Origin of the sequence: Pseudomonas sp. PDM14 (assembly GCF_014851905.1) — a bacterium.
Lineage (GTDB): Bacteria > Pseudomonadota > Gammaproteobacteria > Pseudomonadales > Pseudomonadaceae > Aquipseudomonas.
The window spans coordinates 2565247-2583644 of record NZ_JACVAQ010000001.1 but is presented as its reverse complement, the minus strand read 5'-3'; the positions used below and the strand labels follow the sequence as shown (position 1 = coordinate 2583644).

Genomic DNA, 18398 nt, shown 5'->3' with positions numbered 1-18398 from the left:
TCTGGTTCTCTCAAATAGAACTTAGTTTCTTGGTGCAAGCATGATGATGGCCATGCCAGCCATGGCGACTGCAGAACCCACGAAATCCCAGCTTGTCGGCTTGATGCCATCCACAACCCATAGCCAAAGAATGGCTACACCGATGTAGATGCCGCCGTATGCGGCGTAGACGCGCCCTGCGGCGGTTGGGTGTAAGGAGAGAAGCCACGCAAACAGCGCGAGGGATATGGCCGCCGGCACAAGCAGCCACACGCTTTTCCCCTGCTTAAGCCAGAGATAGGGGAGATAGCACCCCACGATTTCTGCTACTGCGGTGATGGCGAACAGCGCAAATGTTTTGATCACGCTCGATTCCTTTTAGCCGAACTGGTTGATCCAGTTGAGGTGCGCGGGATGCTGAATGGCTTTGGGGCGCAGGGCCTGTACCAAGGCGATGGCATCGGCACGCGGGATACCAGCCTCGATCAGAATGCGCGCGGCGATCAGACCGGTACGACCGGAGCCACCCTTACAGTGGATGGCCAGTGATTGCCCTGCACGCAGCTGGTCGAGGATCGCCTGGCGGGACTCTCGCCAACCCTGGCCGAAATCTTCGAGCGGTACCTGCTCATCGGACACCGGCAGGTGATACCAGCCGAGGTCGAGGGCCTGGCAGTGCTTGGCAATCTGCTCAGCGCCATTGGCGGCCAGCTCGCTCTGCGGCATCAGGGTGATGACCGCCGAAGCGCCGGCTTGCTTGAGCGCAGCCAGCGCCTCCTCAAGCGAGGTGTCCTTGGTGCCTGGGCAGGGCGTGAAGATCAGCTTGCCAGGAGTACCGGGGATGCTGAGCAGGTCGTACGGGTGACTCATCTAAGGTGTTCCTTCGATCAGATGGCGCGCTGATTGACGCGCTTGGAGAGTTCTTCCGCCGATTCCTTGCGCTCGGAGTAGCGGTCAACCAGGTAGTCGGAGCGGTCGCGCAGCAGCAGGGTGAACTTGACCAGTTCTTCCATCACATCCACCACTCGGTCATAGAACGAGGACTGCTTCATCCGGCCGTCCGCGTCGAACTCCAGATAGGCCTTGGGCACCGAGGACTGGTTGGGGATGGTGAACATGCGCATCCAACGGCCGAGCACACGCAGCTGGTTGACCACGTTGAACGACTGCGAGCCACCGCAGACCTGCATCACCGCAAGGGTCTTGCCCTGGGTGGGACGAACCGCGCCCATGGCCAGCGGCACCCAGTCGATCTGCGCCTTGAACACGGCAGTCATCGAGCCGTGACGCTCGGGTGAGCACCACACCTGGCCCTCCGACCACAGCATCAGCTCACGCAGCTCCTGCACCTTGGGATGGCTATCCGGAGCATCATCCGGCAGCGGCAGGCCACTCGGATCGAAGATGCGGGTCTCGGCGCCGAAGCGTTGTAGCAGACGTGCGGCCTCTTCGGTCAGAAGGCGGCTGAAGGAGCGCTCGCGGGTAGATCCATACAACAGCAGGATGCGCGGCGGATGGGTTGAGGCCGACTCGATACCGAGCTTGTCTGGACTCGGCAGGTCAGCCAGTTCGACATCCAGGTTGGGTAGCAGATCGTCTTGCATGGTTACTCCTGGGGAACAGTGGCGGTGCCGTCGAACCAGCGGCGTTTGAGCCACCAGGCGACACCGACCAGCGAGATCAAGACAGGCACTTCCACCAGCGGGCCGATCACCGTAGCGAAGGCTACCGGCGAGGCCAGGCCGAAGGTGGCGATGGCCACTGCGATGGCCAGCTCGAAGTTGTTGCTGGCGGCGGTGAACGCCAGTGCCGTGGTGCGCGGGTAGTCGGCTTCCAGCAGCTTGCCCATCCAGAAGCTGATGAAGAACATCACCACGAAGTAGATGGCCAGCGGGATAGCGATACGCAGCACGTCCAACGGCAGCTGCAGCACCATGTCGCCCTTGAGGCTGAACATCGCGACGATGGTCAGCAGCAGCGCCACCAGGGTCAGCGGGCTAATGCGTGGGATGAAGTGCTCGCTGTACCAAGCTTCACCCTTGCGAGCGATCAGCAGCTTGCGAGTGAGGAAGCCTGCCAGGAAGGGAATGCCCAGGTAGATCAGCACCGACTCGGCGATATCGAGGAAGCTGGTCTCGATCACGCTGCCCTGCAGGCCGAACAGTGGCGGCAGAAGACCGAGGAAGATCCAGGCGTACACGCTGAAGAACAGGATCTGGAAGATGCTGTTGAAGGCCACCAGACCGGCGACATACTGGTTGTTGCCACCGGCGACCTGGTTCCACACCAGCACCATGGCGATGCAGCGGGCCAGGCCAATCAGGATCAGGCCGGTCATGTACTCGGGCTGGTCGCGCAGGAAGATCACCGCCAGGGCGAACATCAGCACCGGGCCGATCACCCAGTTCTGAATCAGCGACAGAGCCAAGATGCGCTTGTCGCTGAATACCTGAGGCAGCTCCTCGTATTTCACCTTGGCCAGCGGCGGATACATCATCACGATTAGGCCAATGGCGATAGGGATGTTAGTCGAGCCCACGGACAGGCTGTTCAGCCAGACCGGAAAGCTCTCGAACAGGCTGCCCAGGCCCACGCCCAGTGCCATGGCGAGGAAGATCCACAGGGTCAGGTAGCGATCCAGGAAGGACAAACGACTCTTGCTCATGCTCAAGCTCCCAGGGTGCCGATCAGTGCCAGCTCGGCCTTGAGCTGCTCAGGGCTCAGGCGCTCGAACGGCAATGCGAGAAAGGCCTGAATGCGTGTGCGGATGATTGCCAGGGTGTGATCGAAAGCAGCCTCAATTTGCTCTGCGTTACCGTCCATCTCGGACGGATCTACCAGCCCCCAGTGCGACTTGATCGCCGGGCCAAAGTACACCGGGCAGGCCTCTCCGGCTGCCTTGTCGCAGACCGTAATGACGAAGTCTGGGGACAGCTCCGCATGCACATCGCTGGATTTGCTGAAGAGCCCGTCGGTGGCGATGTCAGCCCGGTGCAGAGCCTGCAGGCTCAGTGGATTCACTTCACCCTTGGGCTGGCTGCCGGCACTGAATGCCTGCATGCCCGCCGGCGCGAGGTGGTTGAACAGCGCCTCCGACAAGATGCTGCGGCAGCTGTTGGCGGTGCAAAGAAACAGAACTTTCATCACTCATCCCATCATCAGGGCTTAGCAGCAGCTTGCTGCACGCTCTGGGCGATCACCCATTTGCTGCAAACGTTGAGCGTCGCCACCCAGCAGGTTGCGGTTCGCCGCGTGCGTGGTCTGGAGGATCTGCACGACCCACTCAGGCAGCTCAGGGTGTAGGCGGTAGTACACCCATTGGCCTTGGCGGCGATCCTCAAGCAGCCCGCAGGTACGCAGCTGGGCTAGATGGCGAGAAATTTTGGGCTGACTCTCATCGAGCGCGCAGGTCAGCTCGCACACGCAAAGCTCGCCCTCTTGCACGATCAGCATCATGGCGCGGACACGCGTCTCGTCAGCCAAGCATTTGAAAACAGTGGTGGGAGTTAGGGACTCAGCCATAGCGACCTCAGCGTTTGGTTTTCACTAGGACGAACATCTTGATGCGCTCATGGATCTCATGGAGCGTGTGGCGGAATGCTTCCGGCTTGGTGCTCGTAACCGGGTCTTCAAAGTTCCACGCGAGAACCTCACCAGCACCGGGAAGCGCTTGGCACTCCAGCGCCGACTTGTCGCACAGGGTGATGACGTAGTCGAAGCGCTTACCCTCGAACTCATCGATGGACTTGCTGCGCAGGCCCACAGTACTCACACCCAAGTGCTCCAATGCCTCGATGGTCCGCTGATCGACGCCACCTGGTTCGGTGCCCGCACTGAATGCCTCGAAATGCTCAGAATCGGTGTGCCGCAGGAGCGCCTCGGCCAGCTGAGACCGGGCGGCATTTGCCACACACACGAACAGCACGCTGCTTTTGTAGGCCATTGCTCAAACCTCACTATATTCGCTTAATCGAATATATGGATTTCCGTATTATCTGTAAAGCGTGAGGTGACGAATTGGTTCGCAGGGCTAAAGATGCGGTATCCGTGGGAGCGGCTGATCTAAAAACCAGATCTTGGGTCAGCCTCGCTCTAGGCGATGGCTCAGAGCCAGCGTCGCACCCGCATGCGGTAGCGGTAAAACTCTTCGCCAAACAGCGTCGCCAGGGCTCGCTCCTCGGGAGCGATCTGGAAGCGGTTCATATACAGCACGAAGGCAACCACACCGAACATTGCTAGCGGTGAAGCAAGTGCTAGAGACCAAGCCGCTAGAACGGTAGCGAAGCCGAGATACATGGGGTTGCGGGTGTATCGGTAGATACCGCCATCGACCAGGGCTGAGGCCTTCTCCGGGCGTAGCGGGTTGACCGTGGTGCGAGCACGATGGAACGACAATACGCCGGAGAGGCATAGACCAAGCCCGAGTAACAGCACCGGTAGAGCCGAGGCCAGACGCCATCCAAGGCTCAGCTCGAAGCCAGGTAGATAGCGAATGCTTACCCCCATCAATATTCCGATGAGGGTAGCGACCAAGGGCGGCGGAACTCGGTTTTCCAATGCACCCATACTGCCACTCTTCCTTATTTGTAATTTCCTTATGACGCCGCGGGCGCTACCGCGGCGAAGTTGCTGATCAGCCTTTCAAAGCCAGTATGCGGCGCGCACCGTTCAGTACGAAGAGCCCTACGACAGTACCAATGACCAAGTCGGGGTAGGGAGAACCTGTCCAGGCAACCAATGCCCCAGCAGCGATCACACCGATATTCGCGAGCACATCGTTGGCTGAGAAGATCCAGCTCGCTTTCATGTGGGCACCACCTTCGCGGTGGCCATAGATCAGCAAGAGGCAGCTGACGTTTGCCACTAGTGCGACTAGGCCCACCCCTAACATCAGCATCGACTCTGGTTCACTGCCGTAGAAGAAGCGCCGAACCACTTCCCCGAGTACGCCCAGAGCCAATACGATTTGAAGGAGGCCTGCCAGATGGGCTGCGCGTACTTGCAACTGCACGCTGCGGCCGACCGCGTAGAGAGCTAGTCCATACACGGCCGCATCGGCAAACATGTCGAGAGAGTCGGCAACCAAGCCAGCCGACTGAGCGATTAACCCGGCGGTCATTTCGGTGACAAACATCGCACCATTGATGCCGAGCAGGATTTTCAGCGTGCTGGCCTCTTTCGAAGCAGTTAGCTCTTCACTGGCACTATTGGCCGAAGCGGACTCCCGGCTGGCCGGTTGAGTACCTAGCAGCGTTGCGCCCAGGCCAAGCGACTCCAGCTTGCTGGCAATCTGCTCCACCGATCCTTCATGAAACGCGCGGACCTGCCTGTTAGCCAGGTCAAAGGACAACGAATTGAGTTCAGGCAAGCCATTTAGTGCGAGCCGAATCATTCGCTCTTCGGAAGGGCAATCCATCTTGGGCACAGAAAAATTACTGACCCAGCCTCCTTCAGTCGAAGACATGGCTGCTGTTTCAGTGGCTGCCGAAGCAGAACTACAGCCACAGGACTTCTCACAAGAGCTCATGACCTACATCTCCTTTTGAACTTAAACCTGCCGAATTAGAAACCCTGTAGCAGCTACAGGGTCAAGCATGGATATATCCAGCACGCTGAAGCTGCTCCAATTCACCCTACTCATTTCGTTGTTGGGCGCAGTATCCCCGGCTAGACTGGCGAACATGAAACGCTACCTGCGCTTTTGCCTCATTGTCCTGCTTAGCTTGGCGCTTCCCCTGAGTGGGATGGCGGGCCTCGCCGTAGCGGCAGAACCTTGCCCGATGAAAGCGGCGGGCATGGAAATGATGGGAGATATGGACCAGGACTGTTGCGAAGATATGGGCAATCCTTCCGATCACGGCAAACCCTGCAAGTCCGGCCAAGAGTGCAAGACCTCTAGCATTCTGCAAGTGTCGACCGTGAAGCCGCCTGCCACGATGGCCAGTCCTATTGTGGCTCCTTCCTTCAGCGAAACTCCGCTTGCCCAGGCCCCTTCCGGGGTATGGCGACCTCCCCGCGCCTGATTCCTGTACCTAACTGAGGTCCATCTCGCCACCTGCGGGATGGTTGGCCTGCGCGCTCGCTTGAGCGGCGCGCAGGGTCATTACAGGAATTACGAACATGCACTCCAAACGCTATTGCGCAGGTTGGCCCGTCGCGGCTGCCCTGGCGGCAACCGTGCTGGCATTGCCGAGCCTGGCCGCCCCCCTGACGCTCGGTGAGGCCTTGCGTCTGAGCGAGGACAATGCCCCTTCGCTCATCGCTCAGGCCGCCAAGCTGCAAGCCGCAAACAGTGCCGCCATTCCGGCTGGCGAATTACCCGATCCGAAATTACTGCTGGGCGTACAGAACTACCCCGTTGGTGGTCCCGACCGCTGGAGCATCGACCAGGACTTCATGACCATGCAGATGGTCGGGGTCATGCAGGAGGTGCCCAGCCGCGACAAGCGCCAGGCACGCATCGAAGTGGCCGAAGCCGCCATTGAGCGAGCCTCGGCCGAAAGCCAGGTCGAGCGCCTCAACGTCCGTCAGGCGACCGCTCTGGCCTGGATCAGCAGCTACTCGGTGGAACGTAAACAGGAACTGTTCCAGGATTTCTTTCGCGAGAATCGCCTGCTGGTAGATACCGTTCGCGCACAGATCGCCGGCGGTCGAGCGCAGGCTGCCGATGCGGTGACACCGAGACAGGAAGCAGCCCTGCTGGATGAACAGCAGGATGAGCTGATCCGCCTGCGAGCGCAGGCTCGTGCCGCGCTGCGGCGCTGGATCGGCCCAGCCGCCGATCAGCCGCTAGCCGGCGGCTTGCCGGAGTGGCCCATCGATGCCTCGGGTTATGCCCAAAAGCTGCAACATCACCCTGCACTGACGGCCTTCGAGCCGATGACCCGCGAGGCACAAGCCAAGGTGCGCGAGGCCGTAGCGGAGAAAACCTCAGACTGGAGCTGGGAAGTCGATTACCAACACCGTGGCCGAGAGTTCGGCGACATGGTCAGTGTGCAGTTCAGCGTCGATCTACCGCTATTCCCCGATTCCCGGCAGAACCCCCAGATAGCCGCCAAACACGCCGAACTGAACCAGCTGGAAGCCGAGCGCGAAGTCCTCTCCCGTGAGCATGCCCAGCAGTTGGAAGAGGATCTTGCCGAATACCAACGGCTGAACCGTGCAGTGCGCCGCAGTCAGGAGCAACTACTGCCCCTGGCTCAGGAAAAGGTGGAGCTGAGCATGGCCAGCTACCGCGCTGGCAAAGGCGACCTAGCCGCCGTCATCGGCGCCCGTCGCGAACTGATCGAGGCACGCCTCAAACATATCGACTTTGAGGAGCAGCGAGCCCTAACCAGTGCCCGCCTGTATTTCACCTACGGGGAGAAACACCCATGACCTCGCGAATCTGGAAAGGACCGGCGTTGGTCGGCTTGTCGCTGGCCCTCGGCGTTGCCGGCGGTTACTGGTTCGCTCAGCCGCGCATGAGTGGGATGTCCAGCGCTCCCACCGAGCCGGCAGCCGCCACGCAAGACGAACGCAAGGTGCTCTATTGGTACGACCCGATGGTTCCGCAGCAACGGTTCGACAAGCCGGGCAAGTCGCCCTTTATGGACATGCAACTGGTGCCCCAGTACGCCGATGCGGAGGCGGACAGTGCCGTTGTCAGCATCGATCCGAGCCTGACCCAGAACTTCGGCCTGCGCCTGGCCAAAGTCACCCGCGGCTCCCTCGCCAGCAGTCTGGAGGCGGTCGGTGTTCTGGCGCTCAACGAACGCGATATTGCCGTGGTGCAGGCGCGGGCCGCGGGCTTTGTCGAGCGGGTCTATGCCCGCGCGCCAGGAGATGTGCTCAAGGCCAATGCAGCACTGGCCGACCTGTTGATCCCGGAATGGGCCGCCGCCCAAGAGGAATTCCTGGCACTTAGGCGCAGTGGCGACAGCGAGCTGCTGGCGGCGGTACGCCAACGCTTGCGCCTCACCGGTATGCCGGCGGGATTGATTGCCCAGGTGGAGCGCAGTGGTAAGGCCCAGCCGATCCTGACCCTCACCAGCCCCATTGGCGGAGTGCTGCAGGAACTGAATGCACGTGCGGGCATGACCGTGGCAGTCGGCGACACCCTGGCCCGAGTTAACGGCCTGAGTAGCGTCTGGCTCGCAGTGGCCGTTCCGGAGGTCGAAGCTGGGGCGATTACCGTTGGCCAACCCGTCGAGGCTCGCCTGCCAGCCCTCCCGGGGGAATTGCTCAGTGGCACGATCAGCGCCATTCTGCCCGAGACGAATCCGGACAGTCGCACCGTGCGCGTGCGTGTCGAACTGCCCAACCCAGACGGCCGCCTCAGGCCGGGATTGACGGCGCAGGTGCGCTTGAACCGGTCGACTGAGCAAAGCCTGTTGTGGGTGCCGAGCGAGGCAGTCATCCGCACCGGCCGGCGTGTCCTGGTGATGCTGGCCGAAGACGCTGGGCGCTACCGTCCGGTTGAGGTGCAGCTGGGGCAAGAGCACGATGGCCAAACGGTGGTACTGAAGGGACTTGAAGAAGGCCAGCAGGTGGTCGCCTCCGGGCAGTTCCTGCTCGATTCCGAGGCCAGCCTCAAGGGCATAGTCGCGAGTACTGAGCCAATGCCGGAGCCGGCCGCCGTCACTCCTGCCTTGCATGAGGCCGAGGGGCAAATCGTCGAGATCAGTCACGAAGGAGTGACCCTCGCCCATGGTCCGTTCAAGACCCTGGGCATGCCCGGCATGACCATGAGCTTCCCACTGGCCGACCACGCCCTGGCGCAGGGCCTCAAAGTGGGTGACAAAGTCCGTGTGGCGGTGCGCCAAACCGAGGATGGGCTGCTAGTTGAGCGCCTGCAGAAGCTCGGGAGCCAGCCATGATCGCAGCCCTTATCCGCTGGTCGGTCGCCAACCGCTTTCTGGTGCTGCTGGCCACCCTGTTCGCCACGGCCTGGGGTGTCTGGTCGGTGCAAAGCACGCCCATCGATGCGCTACCGGATCTCTCCGACGTGCAGGTGATCATCCGCACCCCCTATCCGGGTCAGGCGCCACAGATCGTCGAGAATCAGGTTACCTATCCACTGGCCACCACCATGCTCTCGGTGCCGGGAGCGAAGACGGTACGCGGCTACTCCTTCTTCGGCGACAGCTTCGTCTATGTGATTTTCGAGGACGGTACCGACCTGTACTGGGCACGCTCGCGGGTACTGGAGTACCTCAGCCAGATCCAGAGTCGCCTACCAGCCAGCGCCAAGCCAGCTCTGGGGCCGGACGCCACCGGGGTCGGCTGGATCTACCAGTACGCCCTGGTGGATCGCAGCGGAGGGCACGACCTGGCGCAATTGCGCGCGCTGCAAGACTGGTTCCTCAAGTTCGAGCTGAAGACCCTGGCGAACGTCGCGGAAGTAGCAACCGTCGGCGGCATGGTCAAGCAGTACCAGGTGGTCCTCGATCCGCTCCGACTGGCCAGCCTGGGCATCACCCAGGCCGAAGTGATCGAGGCCATAGGCCGGGCCAACCAGGAAACCGGTGGAGCCGTGCTGGAGATGGCCGAAGCCGAGTTCATGGTGCGCGCTTCCGGCTACCTGAAAACACTGAATGACTTCCGCGCGATTCCACTTAGGCTCGGCGCCGGCGGCGTGCCGGTGACACTCGGCGATGTGGCGACTATCCAGCTGGGCCCGGAGATGCGTCGAGGCATCAGCGAGCTCGACGGTGAAGGTGAGACAGTCGGCGGCGTGGTGATCCTGCGTAGCGGCAAGAACGCCCGCGAGACCATTGCCGCGGTCAAGGCCAAGCTGGATGAGCTGAAGGGCAGCTTGCCGGCCGGGGTGGAAGTCGTCACCACCTACGACCGTAGCAAGCTGATCGACCGTGCCGTGGAAAACCTCAGCCACAAGCTGCTCGAGGAATTCATCGTCGTCGCCCTGGTCTGCGCGGTCTTCCTCTGGCACCTGCGTTCATCTTTGGTGGCGATAATCTCGCTGCCGATTGGCATCCTCATCGCGTTCATCGTCATGCGTTACCAAGGGCTCAACGCCAACATCATGTCCCTCGGTGGGATCGCCATCGCCATCGGCGCCATGGTCGATGCCGCCGTGGTGATGATCGAGAACGCCCACAAGAAGGTCGAGGCCTGGCACGCGGCGCATCCGGGGGAAGAGTTGCAAGGCGAGCATCACTGGCAGGTGATGACCGAAGCCGCGACTGAGGTCGGCCCAGCGCTATTCTTCTGCCTGCTAATCATCACCCTGTCGTTCATTCCGGTGTTCACCCTGGAGGCGCAAGAAGGCCGATTGTTCGGGCCGCTGGCCTTTACCAAGACCTATGCCATGGCGGCTGCCGCCGGGCTGTCGGTGACTCTGGTGCCGGTGCTGATGGGCTACTGGATTCGCGGACGAATTCCTACTGAGCAACAAAACCCGCTGAACCGCTGGTTGATCAGGCTCTATCAACCGGCCCTGGATGCGGTGCTGCGCCGCCCCAAAGTCACCCTGCTGGTGGCGTTGCTGGTGTTCCTCAGTGCGCTGTGGCCAATCTCGCGGCTGGGCGGCGAGTTCCTACCGCCGCTGGATGAGGGCGACCTGCTCTACATGCCTTCGGCCCTGCCAGGGCTGTCGGCGCAGAAGGCATCCCAGCTGCTGCAGCTGACCGATCGACTGATCAAGACGGTGCCGGAAGTCGAGCACGTGTTCGGTAAGGCTGGTCGTGCCGAAACTGCCACCGACCCTGCGCCACTGGAGATGTTCGAGACCACTATCCAGTTCAAGCCGCGCGAGCAGTGGCGGCCAGGGATGACTCAGGAGCAGCTGGTGGCGGAATTGGATCGGGTGGTACGGGTGCCGGGGTTGACCAATATCTGGATACCGCCGATCCGCAATCGCATCGACATGCTTGCCACTGGGATCAAAAGCCCAATCGGAGTGAAGGTCGCCGGCAGCAATCTGACGGAGATCGACCAGGTCACTCAAGCAATCGAGCGGGCGGCCAAGAGCGTTGAGGGCGTCAGTTCGGCCTTGGCCGAGCGCCTGACTGGCGGGCGCTATATCGATGTGGATATCGACCGTCAGGCTGCCGCGCGCTATGAGCTGAATATCTCCGATGTGCAGGCGATTGTGGCCAGCGCTATCGGTGGTGAAAACGTTGGGGAGACCATCGAGGGGCTAGCACGCTTCCCGATCAACGTGCGCTATCCGCGGGAGTGGCGCGACTCGCTCAGTGCGCTGGAGCAGCTACCGATCTACACCCCACTGGGGAACCAAATCACTCTGGGCACGGTGGCGAAGATCAAGGTCAACGACGGGCCGCCTATGCTCAAGAGTGAGAACGCCAGGCCTTCCGGCTGGGTGTATATCGACGTACGCGGCCGGGATATCGCCTCGGTGGTCGCCGACCTGCGCCAGGTCGTCGGCGAGCAGGTCAAGCTGCAGCCGGGGATGAGCCTGAGCTACTCGGGACAGTTTGAGTTCCTCGAACGAGCCAACGCACGGCTCAAGCTGGTGGTGCCAGCCACCCTGCTGATCATCTTCGTACTGCTCTATCTGACCTTCGCCCGCTTCGACGAGGCCTTGCTGATCATGGCCACGCTGCCGTTCGCCCTCACCGGCGGGGTGTGGTTCCTCTACCTGCTGGGTTTCAACCTATCGGTGGCCACCGGCGTCGGCTTTATTGCTCTGGCCGGAGTAGCAGCGGAGTTCGGCGTGATCATGCTGCTCTACCTGAAGAACGCCTGGGCCGAACGCGAAGACGCCGGTGACCGCACTGAGCACGGGCTGCTCGCCGCGATTCGCGAAGGTGCCGTGCAGCGCGTGCGCCCGAAGATCATGACCGTCGCGGTGATCGTCGCCGGCCTGCTGCCGATCCTTTGGGGCAGTGGCACCGGCAGCGAGGTGATGAGCCGCATCGCCGCGCCCATGGTCGGCGGCATGGTCACTGCCCCCCTGCTTTCCCTATTCGTCATTCCGGCGGCCTACCGCTTGCTGCGCCGCCGACACCTCCCCGCTGTATCCCTCGTTCACCAAGGAGAAGTTGTATGAAGAAAGCTCTGATCACCGTCGCCAGCACCATCGCCGTGCTGTCCCTTCCCGTCGCTGCCGAGGACATGCCGGGCATGAAAATGGACGACATGCCTATGGAAGGCACGCCGATGGCACAGGAAGCGCAGCAGACCCCAACGGCCAAAGCCAGTGGCACGGTCAAGGCGATCGACATGCAGAAAGGCACCGTCATCATTGCTCATGGCGCCGTTCCGACCTTGAAGTGGCCACCCATGACCATGGGCTTCAAGGCGACACCAGAGCAGCTTGGTCAGGTGAAAGCCGGGGATCAGGTGGAGTTCGAGTTCAAAGCAGAGGGTATGGCGGCCACCATCATCTCGATCAAGACGATGAAGTAACGGCTACCACAGAGGCAGCGCTGAGCTGCCTCTGACTTGCCACTGTCGTTTAAATGCATTTCCGTATCAGCTGTGAAGCTTGAGATGAAAGCAGGCCGCAAGGCTTTACATGTGCGCAAGCATGCACATATATTGCTCTGCATGCACAGCCCACTTACGCATCGAACCCAAGCCATTGAAGCCGCCATCGACTCGCTCGACAGCGCGTTCTTCAAGGCCCTCTGCGAGCCCCCGCGAGTGGCCGTGTTGAAGCGCGTGATGCAGCTAGGGCGTGCTGACGTAACCGAGATCGCAGCGGAGCTACCACAAGAGCGTTCCGTGGTTTCCCGTCACCTGCAGGTACTGCTTGAGGTCGGCATCGTCCGCTCGGCCAAGTCAGGCCGCCAAGTGTTCTACGAGGTCGATGGGCCGGCCATCATCAAGAAGCTGGAAGACATCCTGCAGCACACCAAGGCCATCGCTCCCTTCTGCTGCCCAGGCAGCCAACCCTGAGTTTTCATTTCCCCAGATACGTGCATAGGTGCGCATAAATGAACGCAAGTAGTCGGGTTATCGATGTCATCGTCATTGGCGCCGGCCAAGCCGGCTTGGCGGCAGGCTGGCATCTGCGCCAACAGGGACTGGATTTCGTCATCCTGGATGAGCAGCAGCGTCCGGGCGGTAACTGGCACAACTACTACGACAGCCTGAAGCTGTTCTCGCCGGCGGCGTACTCTTCTCTACCTGGCATGGCGTTCCCTGGAGAAGCGAAGCACTACCCGTTGCGGCACCAGGTGGTGAGCTATCTCGAAAAGTATGCCGAGCGCTTCCAGCTGCCGATTCGTCCTAACACGCGGGTGGCTGCAGTGAGTCGCGAAGAAACTGTGGTTCGCGTCGACTCGGCCGATGGCCAGCAATTTCTCGCCAAGGCGCTGATAGTGGCCTCGGGAGCCTTCAGTCGACCGTACACGCCAGAGATTCCGGGGCTCGACAGCTTCGGCGGCACGCGTCTGCATAGCGCGCAATATCGCAACTCTGCCGGGTTCGAAGGGCAACGCATCGTGGTTATTGGCGCGGCCAACTCAGCGGTGCAGATTGCTCACGAGCTGGCACAGGTCGCTGAGGTCACCCTGGCTACACGCGAGGCCATCCGCTTCATGCCCCAACGCATACTTGGTGCCGACGTCCATGATTGGCTGAAGTGGACTGGCTTGGGTAAAACCCGCTGGCTCAGCGACCAGAGCACGCCGGTACTGGACGATGGGACTTATCGGAGGGCATTGAAGGCCGGCCGCTACAGCCAGCGCCCTATGTTCCAGCAGGTCACGCCCACTGGGGTCGTATGGGCTGATGGGCAAGAAGAGCGAATTGATAGCCTGATATTCGCAACAGGCTTCCGCCCCAATCTGCCCTTTCTCGAAGGCCTGTCGGTGACAGATGATCGAGGCAACGTAGTACAACAGCATGGCGTCGCTACTCGTGTTCCCGGCCTGTATTTCGTTGGCCTGCCGAAGCAACGCAACTTTGCCTCGGCCACGCTGCGCGGGGTTGGTCCAGACATCGAGCACAATCTGAAGCACCTGCTGCGTTACTTGCAGACTGCCCCTGCCAGCCTGATCAGTACCGCATTGCAGCCATAACAACTAGAGCCCTTTACGTGACCCAACCCGAAAGCCACCAGCCAACGATCAATCGAGTCAAACTCGTCTGGGCCCTGGGTATCGCCCAGATCCTGGCCTGGAGCACGACGTACTACTTGCCGGCCGTGCTGGCGACACCAATCTCCAAGGCCATGGGATGGTCGCTGACCAGCGTCGTCGCCGGACTGTCCTGGGGGCTGCTGGTAGCCGGCATCTGCTCACCACTGGCAGGCCGCCAGATTGATCGCCACGGTGGGCGGCCCGTCCTGGCCAGCAGTTCGCTGCTGATGGCGGCGGGGCTGCTTCTGATGGGTGTAGCCAGCAACCTGCTTGTCTACTACCTGGCTTGGACATGCATCGGTGCAGCAATGGCCGCGGGCCTATACGACGCAGCATTTTCCACCTTGGGTCGTTTGCTCGGCGATAGTGCGCGCACCTCGATGACCGGCCTAACCCTACTTGGCGGCTTCGCCAGCACGCTGGGCTGGCCCCTGATTGCGGGCCTGGAACACGAGCTTGGCTGGCGATACAGCTGCTTCGTGCTAGCTGGGGCTCACCTGTTCATTGGGTTGCCGATCCATCTCCTGCTAGTGCCCAAAGAAGCTGAAACGCCCATCCAGAGCAGCCACGCTCATGCGACAAGCGCTCCCTCGCCGTCACCAGATTACCGCCAGCTTTTTCTTTTGCTGGCACTTCTCCTGACTCTCCAATCACTGGTGATTTCCGCCGTTTCCGTTCATCTGCTTGATGTGCTGAAACTGCTTGGAATCGCCTCCGTCACTGCACTCGCGATTGGCATGGTGATCGGGCCCGCACAGGTGGCGGGGCGTCTCGCGGAGTTCTCGATAGGGCGCAGCCTGCACCCGACTTGGTCAGCACGAGGCGCGATACTGCTGTGTGGGATCGGCATCGTCCTGCTGATACCTGGACTGCCATGGCTAGCCTTTGTGGCCATGGCGTTGTACGGAGCGGGTAACGGGATTCTGACCATCGCCCGCGGGACGCTGCCTTTGGTGCTCTTCGGCGCGGAAGGATATGGCGCGCGAATGGGGCTCTTGGCTCGGCCCATGCTGATCGCACAAGCCACTGGGCCAATAGCTGCCGCAATAGCTGTGGACAAGCTCGGGGCACAAGTCTTACTGGCGGTAATGACCGCGTTGGTTGCTACCAGCCTGCTGGCAAGCTTCGGGCTCCCATCTAAGTCACCACCAATCGAGAACTGAAGGCCTGCCCCTTTGGAACGGGAGGTCGGGAGTGGTTGCTATTGGCCGGAAGCTGCCTCTCGAAAGCGGGACTCTAGGACTGGAAATCCTATGTTCCTTGCAGGCAAAAAAATGCCGGTCATCTGACCGGCCTCTTTACTACCTCGCAGCAGCTGCGCTTGCTATCCAATCATCGATTTCGTGCTGCAACCAGCGACTTGCTCGTCCTATTTTCACTTGTTTCGGGAAGTCACCCTCCCGAATGCGACAGTAGATGGTCTTACGGCTCAACCCCACCTTGCGGCTGACGGCGCTGAAGTCTAAGAGGATCATCTCAGGCATGGGTCACCTCCCAGATCGAGAGGTCAGAAAATAGATACAGATGCAGCGGTACTGACAGTTTCCTCATAATTTTTGCTCGGCCGGATCAAGCCTTCCAGGCGTTAGTTCTACTTTTCCTATTCCAGCTGCGCATCAAGCAGACAACGTCGCAGTGGTGATCCTGGCGGCTCCGGCAACCGCACCACTGTATATTTACACACATCAAAAAAAGCATCAATAACCATCTTGACTTCTGTGAAATTAACCATTTTCGAACAAATCTAGGCTACCGCCTCGATCTTGGCCTCAGCGCGGGCGCCCTCGGAGCCATCAAGAAGTCGGTCTAGCGCAGCATCGAATGACTCCATAATGAGCCGCATCTCAGGTAGCTTGGCTTCAGGGTTGTTGCGGTAGTGTTTTCCTACAACGCCCGTCTGGCCGTGCGATTGCAATGCGTCACTGTCAAAGTCCTTGATGCCATTACGCTGCATGAACTGCGTGCATGTGCGGCGAATATCGCGCGGTGTAAATCTAGGGATGGGCTGACCTCCCAGCTTGGCATGCGCAGTCACGCGCCATTCTGAAACAGCATGCGGCAAGCTGGACGGATGAATTGGCCGATGCCCATCAATACTCCAAGGGTAAATCGCCCCCTGCGGCTGCATAGCACGTACCTCAGCCAAAATATTCAGAGCCCGCTCACTCAAGGGAACAATGTGGACACGCTTTTTTCCTCCGCGCCCTTTGCTGTCGATGATCTTCACGAACTTCTTGTCTAGCTTGTAGCTAGTCCATGGTTCACGAATGAACTGGAATGGGCGTTGCCCTGCTGTGGCAATAGCAAAGAGGAAGACGCGCGCCATGACAGGGCCTACCGCCTCAACCTGAGTGATGGTCGTCCAAAACTGCTTCATCTCCTCATCAGTTAGAGCACGTTCACCCGGTGTTGACGTATCCGGCACCGTCACAGGATCAGCGGGATTCATCATGAGTCCGTAGCTTTTATTGCTGCTCCTGTCGATATGGTGCTCAGCACGTAAACCAAAGTTGAAAGCCGCAACCAGAAAGGAACGTACCTTGCCTGCCTGCCGCTTCGAGTTTCGGTCCCATATGGGCTTCAGCAGCAACATCACATGCTCCGGCCTGACATCTTTTGCCTTCATCCCCATTACATCGATTTTCACTCCGTCAGTCCCCTCCTTCTCCCCCTCCAGATCACGGATCAAAACACGCTCGAACTCGCGAATCTGCTCGGCAGAGACTTGATTCCGCTTACGATCTTCGATGTAGTCACGAAACAGCTCTGAGAGCGACCCTTTCGAAGCCTCAATCGCGGCAAGACGCTGCTGTTCGTGTAGATGACGCTTTCTCTCTGCCTCTCGCGCCTCATCCTCTGCGGCACATCTGGCCTGATAAGCTTTGATATCGCCGTGCTCTGCAGCGACTTTAGATAAGCCAGCCGCCTGCTCACGGAGCTCAGTAAGAGTCAGCCCTGGACTCTTGGGCGTCTTCTTGAAAACACCAAGCTTGATCTTCTGCTCCCGTCCCTCATCGCGGCGGCGGTAGTAAGCCTCAACAGCCCCTGAGTCTCGGCAGGCGAACAAGATAGACCCACTGCCGCGCCCTGGTAGCGAGTCCGTCGCAGTCTGCCCAGGCCGCAAAGCCCTCAGCTCCACATCCGTCAGAAATTTACGCCCATTTGCCTTGCTCGAAGCCGCTGCCATCTGAGTACCGTTTTGCGTACCGTTTCTTTGGGCATGACAGGCCATCCCCAGAACCAAGAGGAAACAAGTAACCCCTTGGAAAAAGGGTAACGCGCAAAATTAGGCTTTTAAGGGAGACGGCGGGAAACGAGCAGAAACGTGGTTTTTACTGCCTCATAATCCTTTGGTCCACGGTTCGAGTCCGTGTGGGCCCACCACCTTCAAAGCCGTGCACTGCGCGGCTTTTTGCTTTTCCTGGCAGTAGCTTCTGGATCAGTCGCATGGTCCAACGGCACAAGTCGGTACAGTTCGATCTCTGGCCTTTGGGTGAACCGCTTTTGCACGCGGCTTAAGGGCGTAGCTGGCTGGATGTGAAGCCGTCATATCCGGAGACGTGGCCGCTAGTCGCGCTAATGCGACTTAAAACGACTCCACTGCCTGAGACCTCACCGGCCGCCAAAGTCGGAGCGCCGCACCACGTACATCTCAGCGCGGCCAATACTTCCTCACCTGTTCACGGAATCTATGTCAGTGACGGCCTCGCTTACCCGATGGATTGAGGATCGACCGCCAAGACCGCGAACCGAGTGGACTCGCCAGCGGCACTCCGATCAAGACTGGCACTCATGAGATGCACATAGGCGCCGGAATCCCAAAGCGCGTGGGCCGGCGCACGCCGCGTTTACACGTCGACGTTACGGAGGTAGCCCTGGCTTTTTCTGAGGCTGAATGACCTCTCGAAAGACGGAGCCTGACGTGGCGGCCCTAGGCATGAACCTAGCCATGCCTGCCAACTGCAGCCCCTGAGCCACAAAACATGAGTAATGCATTAATTTAGTAGCCCACAAGCTACAATTCAGTGCGGAGTGAGCTTGCGAGAATGTAGCCCACGAGCTACATTTTTCTGCATACCCGCATTTTTTGAGGCCCGAGGGCTACAAATGACCTCCCTATACGATGTATCCGAGATGCTGAAACAGGCGCGTGGTAACGCGAAGCTGAGCCAGGAAGCATTGGCCAGCAATGCCGGCGTATCACGCTCGACGGTGGCTAGAATGGAAACACTGGCCAAAGGCGATATGAGCGTCTCGGTACTGGTTCGGTTGCTGGAAGCGGCAGGCTATGACCTGAAGCTGGTTAAGGCCGGGCACGAACGCACGGTTGAAGACATCCTCAACGAGCAGCGCTCAGGGAGCGCTTGA

At 60.1% G+C, this 18398-nt stretch carries 20 protein-coding genes; 9 read left to right on the top strand and 11 right to left on the bottom strand.

Annotation, left to right across the window (positions count from 1 at the left end; translation table 11 throughout):
- Positions 1–21: 21 nt before the first annotated feature.
- The 9 genes from IB229_RS12165 to IB229_RS12125 all read right to left on the bottom strand — a co-directional run bounded on the left by IB229_RS12165 (position 22) and on the right by IB229_RS12125 (position 5506).
- The gene (locus IB229_RS12165; RefSeq protein WP_192328970.1) at positions 22–345 is read right to left on the bottom strand and encodes a YnfA family protein; all 324 of its coding nucleotides are present in this window, start codon (positions 343–345) and stop codon (positions 22–24) included.
- A gap of 12 nt (positions 346–357) precedes the next feature.
- Positions 358–849, bottom strand: a complete 492-nt coding sequence (locus IB229_RS12160) for a cyclin-dependent kinase inhibitor 3 family protein (RefSeq protein WP_192328968.1) — start codon at positions 847–849, stop codon at positions 358–360.
- Between the two features lie 17 nt (positions 850–866).
- Positions 867–1583, bottom strand: a complete 717-nt coding sequence (gene arsH / locus IB229_RS12155) for an arsenical resistance protein ArsH (RefSeq protein ID WP_061337727.1) — start codon at positions 1581–1583, stop codon at positions 867–869.
- A 2-nt stretch (positions 1584–1585) separates the two neighbouring features.
- A complete protein-coding gene (gene arsB / locus IB229_RS12150; protein ID WP_192328967.1) occupies positions 1586–2644 on the bottom strand; it encodes an ACR3 family arsenite efflux transporter in 1059 nt (352 codons plus the stop codon).
- Positions 2645–2646: 2 nt separating this feature from the next.
- Positions 2647–3123, bottom strand: coding sequence for an arsenate reductase ArsC (locus tag IB229_RS12145; RefSeq protein ID WP_192328965.1), 477 nt, complete (start codon positions 3121–3123; stop codon positions 2647–2649).
- Positions 3124–3144: 21 nt separating this feature from the next.
- On the bottom strand, positions 3145–3501 hold the full coding sequence (locus IB229_RS12140; RefSeq protein ID WP_192328963.1) for a metalloregulator ArsR/SmtB family transcription factor: 357 nt from the start codon (positions 3499–3501) through the stop codon (positions 3145–3147).
- A 7-nt stretch (positions 3502–3508) separates the two neighbouring features.
- Positions 3509–3922: an arsenate reductase ArsC gene (locus IB229_RS12135; protein ID WP_192328962.1), complete on the bottom strand. Its 414-nt coding sequence runs from the start codon at positions 3920–3922 to the stop codon at positions 3509–3511.
- Positions 3923–4083: 161 nt separating this feature from the next.
- Complete coding sequence (locus IB229_RS12130) at positions 4084–4545, bottom strand: methyltransferase family protein (protein WP_192328960.1); 462 nt, start codon at positions 4543–4545, stop codon at positions 4084–4086.
- A gap of 67 nt (positions 4546–4612) precedes the next feature.
- Positions 4613–5506, bottom strand: a complete 894-nt coding sequence (locus tag IB229_RS12125) for a cation diffusion facilitator family transporter (RefSeq protein ID WP_192328958.1) — start codon at positions 5504–5506, stop codon at positions 4613–4615.
- A gap of 154 nt (positions 5507–5660) precedes the next feature.
- On the opposite strand from IB229_RS12125, the gene IB229_RS12120 reads away from it, so the two are divergent.
- From IB229_RS12120 to IB229_RS12085, 8 genes are all read left to right on the top strand, one after another.
- Positions 5661–6002, top strand: a complete 342-nt coding sequence (locus IB229_RS12120; RefSeq protein WP_192328956.1) for a hypothetical protein — start codon at positions 5661–5663, stop codon at positions 6000–6002.
- A 97-nt stretch (positions 6003–6099) separates the two neighbouring features.
- On the top strand, positions 6100–7356 hold the full coding sequence (locus IB229_RS12115; protein ID WP_192328954.1) for a TolC family protein: 1257 nt from the start codon (positions 6100–6102) through the stop codon (positions 7354–7356).
- Positions 7353–8837, top strand: a complete 1485-nt coding sequence (locus IB229_RS12110) for an efflux RND transporter periplasmic adaptor subunit (protein WP_192328952.1) — start codon at positions 7353–7355, stop codon at positions 8835–8837. The genes IB229_RS12115 and IB229_RS12110 overlap by 4 nt, the downstream gene beginning before the upstream one ends.
- The gene (locus IB229_RS12105) at positions 8834–11992 is read left to right on the top strand and encodes an efflux RND transporter permease subunit (protein WP_192328950.1); all 3159 of its coding nucleotides are present in this window, start codon (positions 8834–8836) and stop codon (positions 11990–11992) included. Before IB229_RS12110 ends, IB229_RS12105 begins: the two co-directional genes overlap by 4 nt.
- Complete coding sequence (locus IB229_RS12100) at positions 11989–12351, top strand: copper-binding protein (RefSeq protein ID WP_192328947.1); 363 nt, start codon at positions 11989–11991, stop codon at positions 12349–12351. The genes IB229_RS12105 and IB229_RS12100 overlap by 4 nt, the downstream gene beginning before the upstream one ends.
- 141 nt (positions 12352–12492) lie before the next feature.
- Positions 12493–12843, top strand: a complete 351-nt coding sequence (locus IB229_RS12095) for an ArsR/SmtB family transcription factor (RefSeq protein WP_192329396.1) — start codon at positions 12493–12495, stop codon at positions 12841–12843.
- Positions 12844–12881: 38 nt separating this feature from the next.
- On the top strand, positions 12882–13970 hold the full coding sequence (locus tag IB229_RS12090; protein WP_192328945.1) for a flavin-containing monooxygenase: 1089 nt from the start codon (positions 12882–12884) through the stop codon (positions 13968–13970).
- A 17-nt stretch (positions 13971–13987) separates the two neighbouring features.
- Positions 13988–15193, top strand: coding sequence for an MFS transporter (locus IB229_RS12085; RefSeq protein ID WP_192328944.1), 1206 nt, complete (start codon positions 13988–13990; stop codon positions 15191–15193).
- Positions 15194–15331: 138 nt separating this feature from the next.
- On the opposite strand, the gene IB229_RS12080 is transcribed toward IB229_RS12085, so the two are convergent.
- Together IB229_RS12080 and IB229_RS12075 are read right to left on the bottom strand one after the other, a co-directional pair.
- The gene (locus IB229_RS12080) at positions 15332–15505 is read right to left on the bottom strand and encodes a helix-turn-helix transcriptional regulator (protein WP_225579131.1); all 174 of its coding nucleotides are present in this window, start codon (positions 15503–15505) and stop codon (positions 15332–15334) included.
- Between the two features lie 269 nt (positions 15506–15774).
- Positions 15775–17262 (bottom strand): site-specific integrase, encoded by a 1488-nt coding sequence (locus IB229_RS12075; protein ID WP_192328940.1) that lies wholly within the window; start codon positions 17260–17262, stop codon positions 15775–15777.
- An 875-nt stretch (positions 17263–18137) separates the two neighbouring features.
- On the opposite strand from IB229_RS12075, the gene IB229_RS12070 reads away from it, so the two are divergent.
- The gene (locus IB229_RS12070; RefSeq protein WP_192328938.1) at positions 18138–18398 is read left to right on the top strand and encodes a helix-turn-helix domain-containing protein; all 261 of its coding nucleotides are present in this window, start codon (positions 18138–18140) and stop codon (positions 18396–18398) included.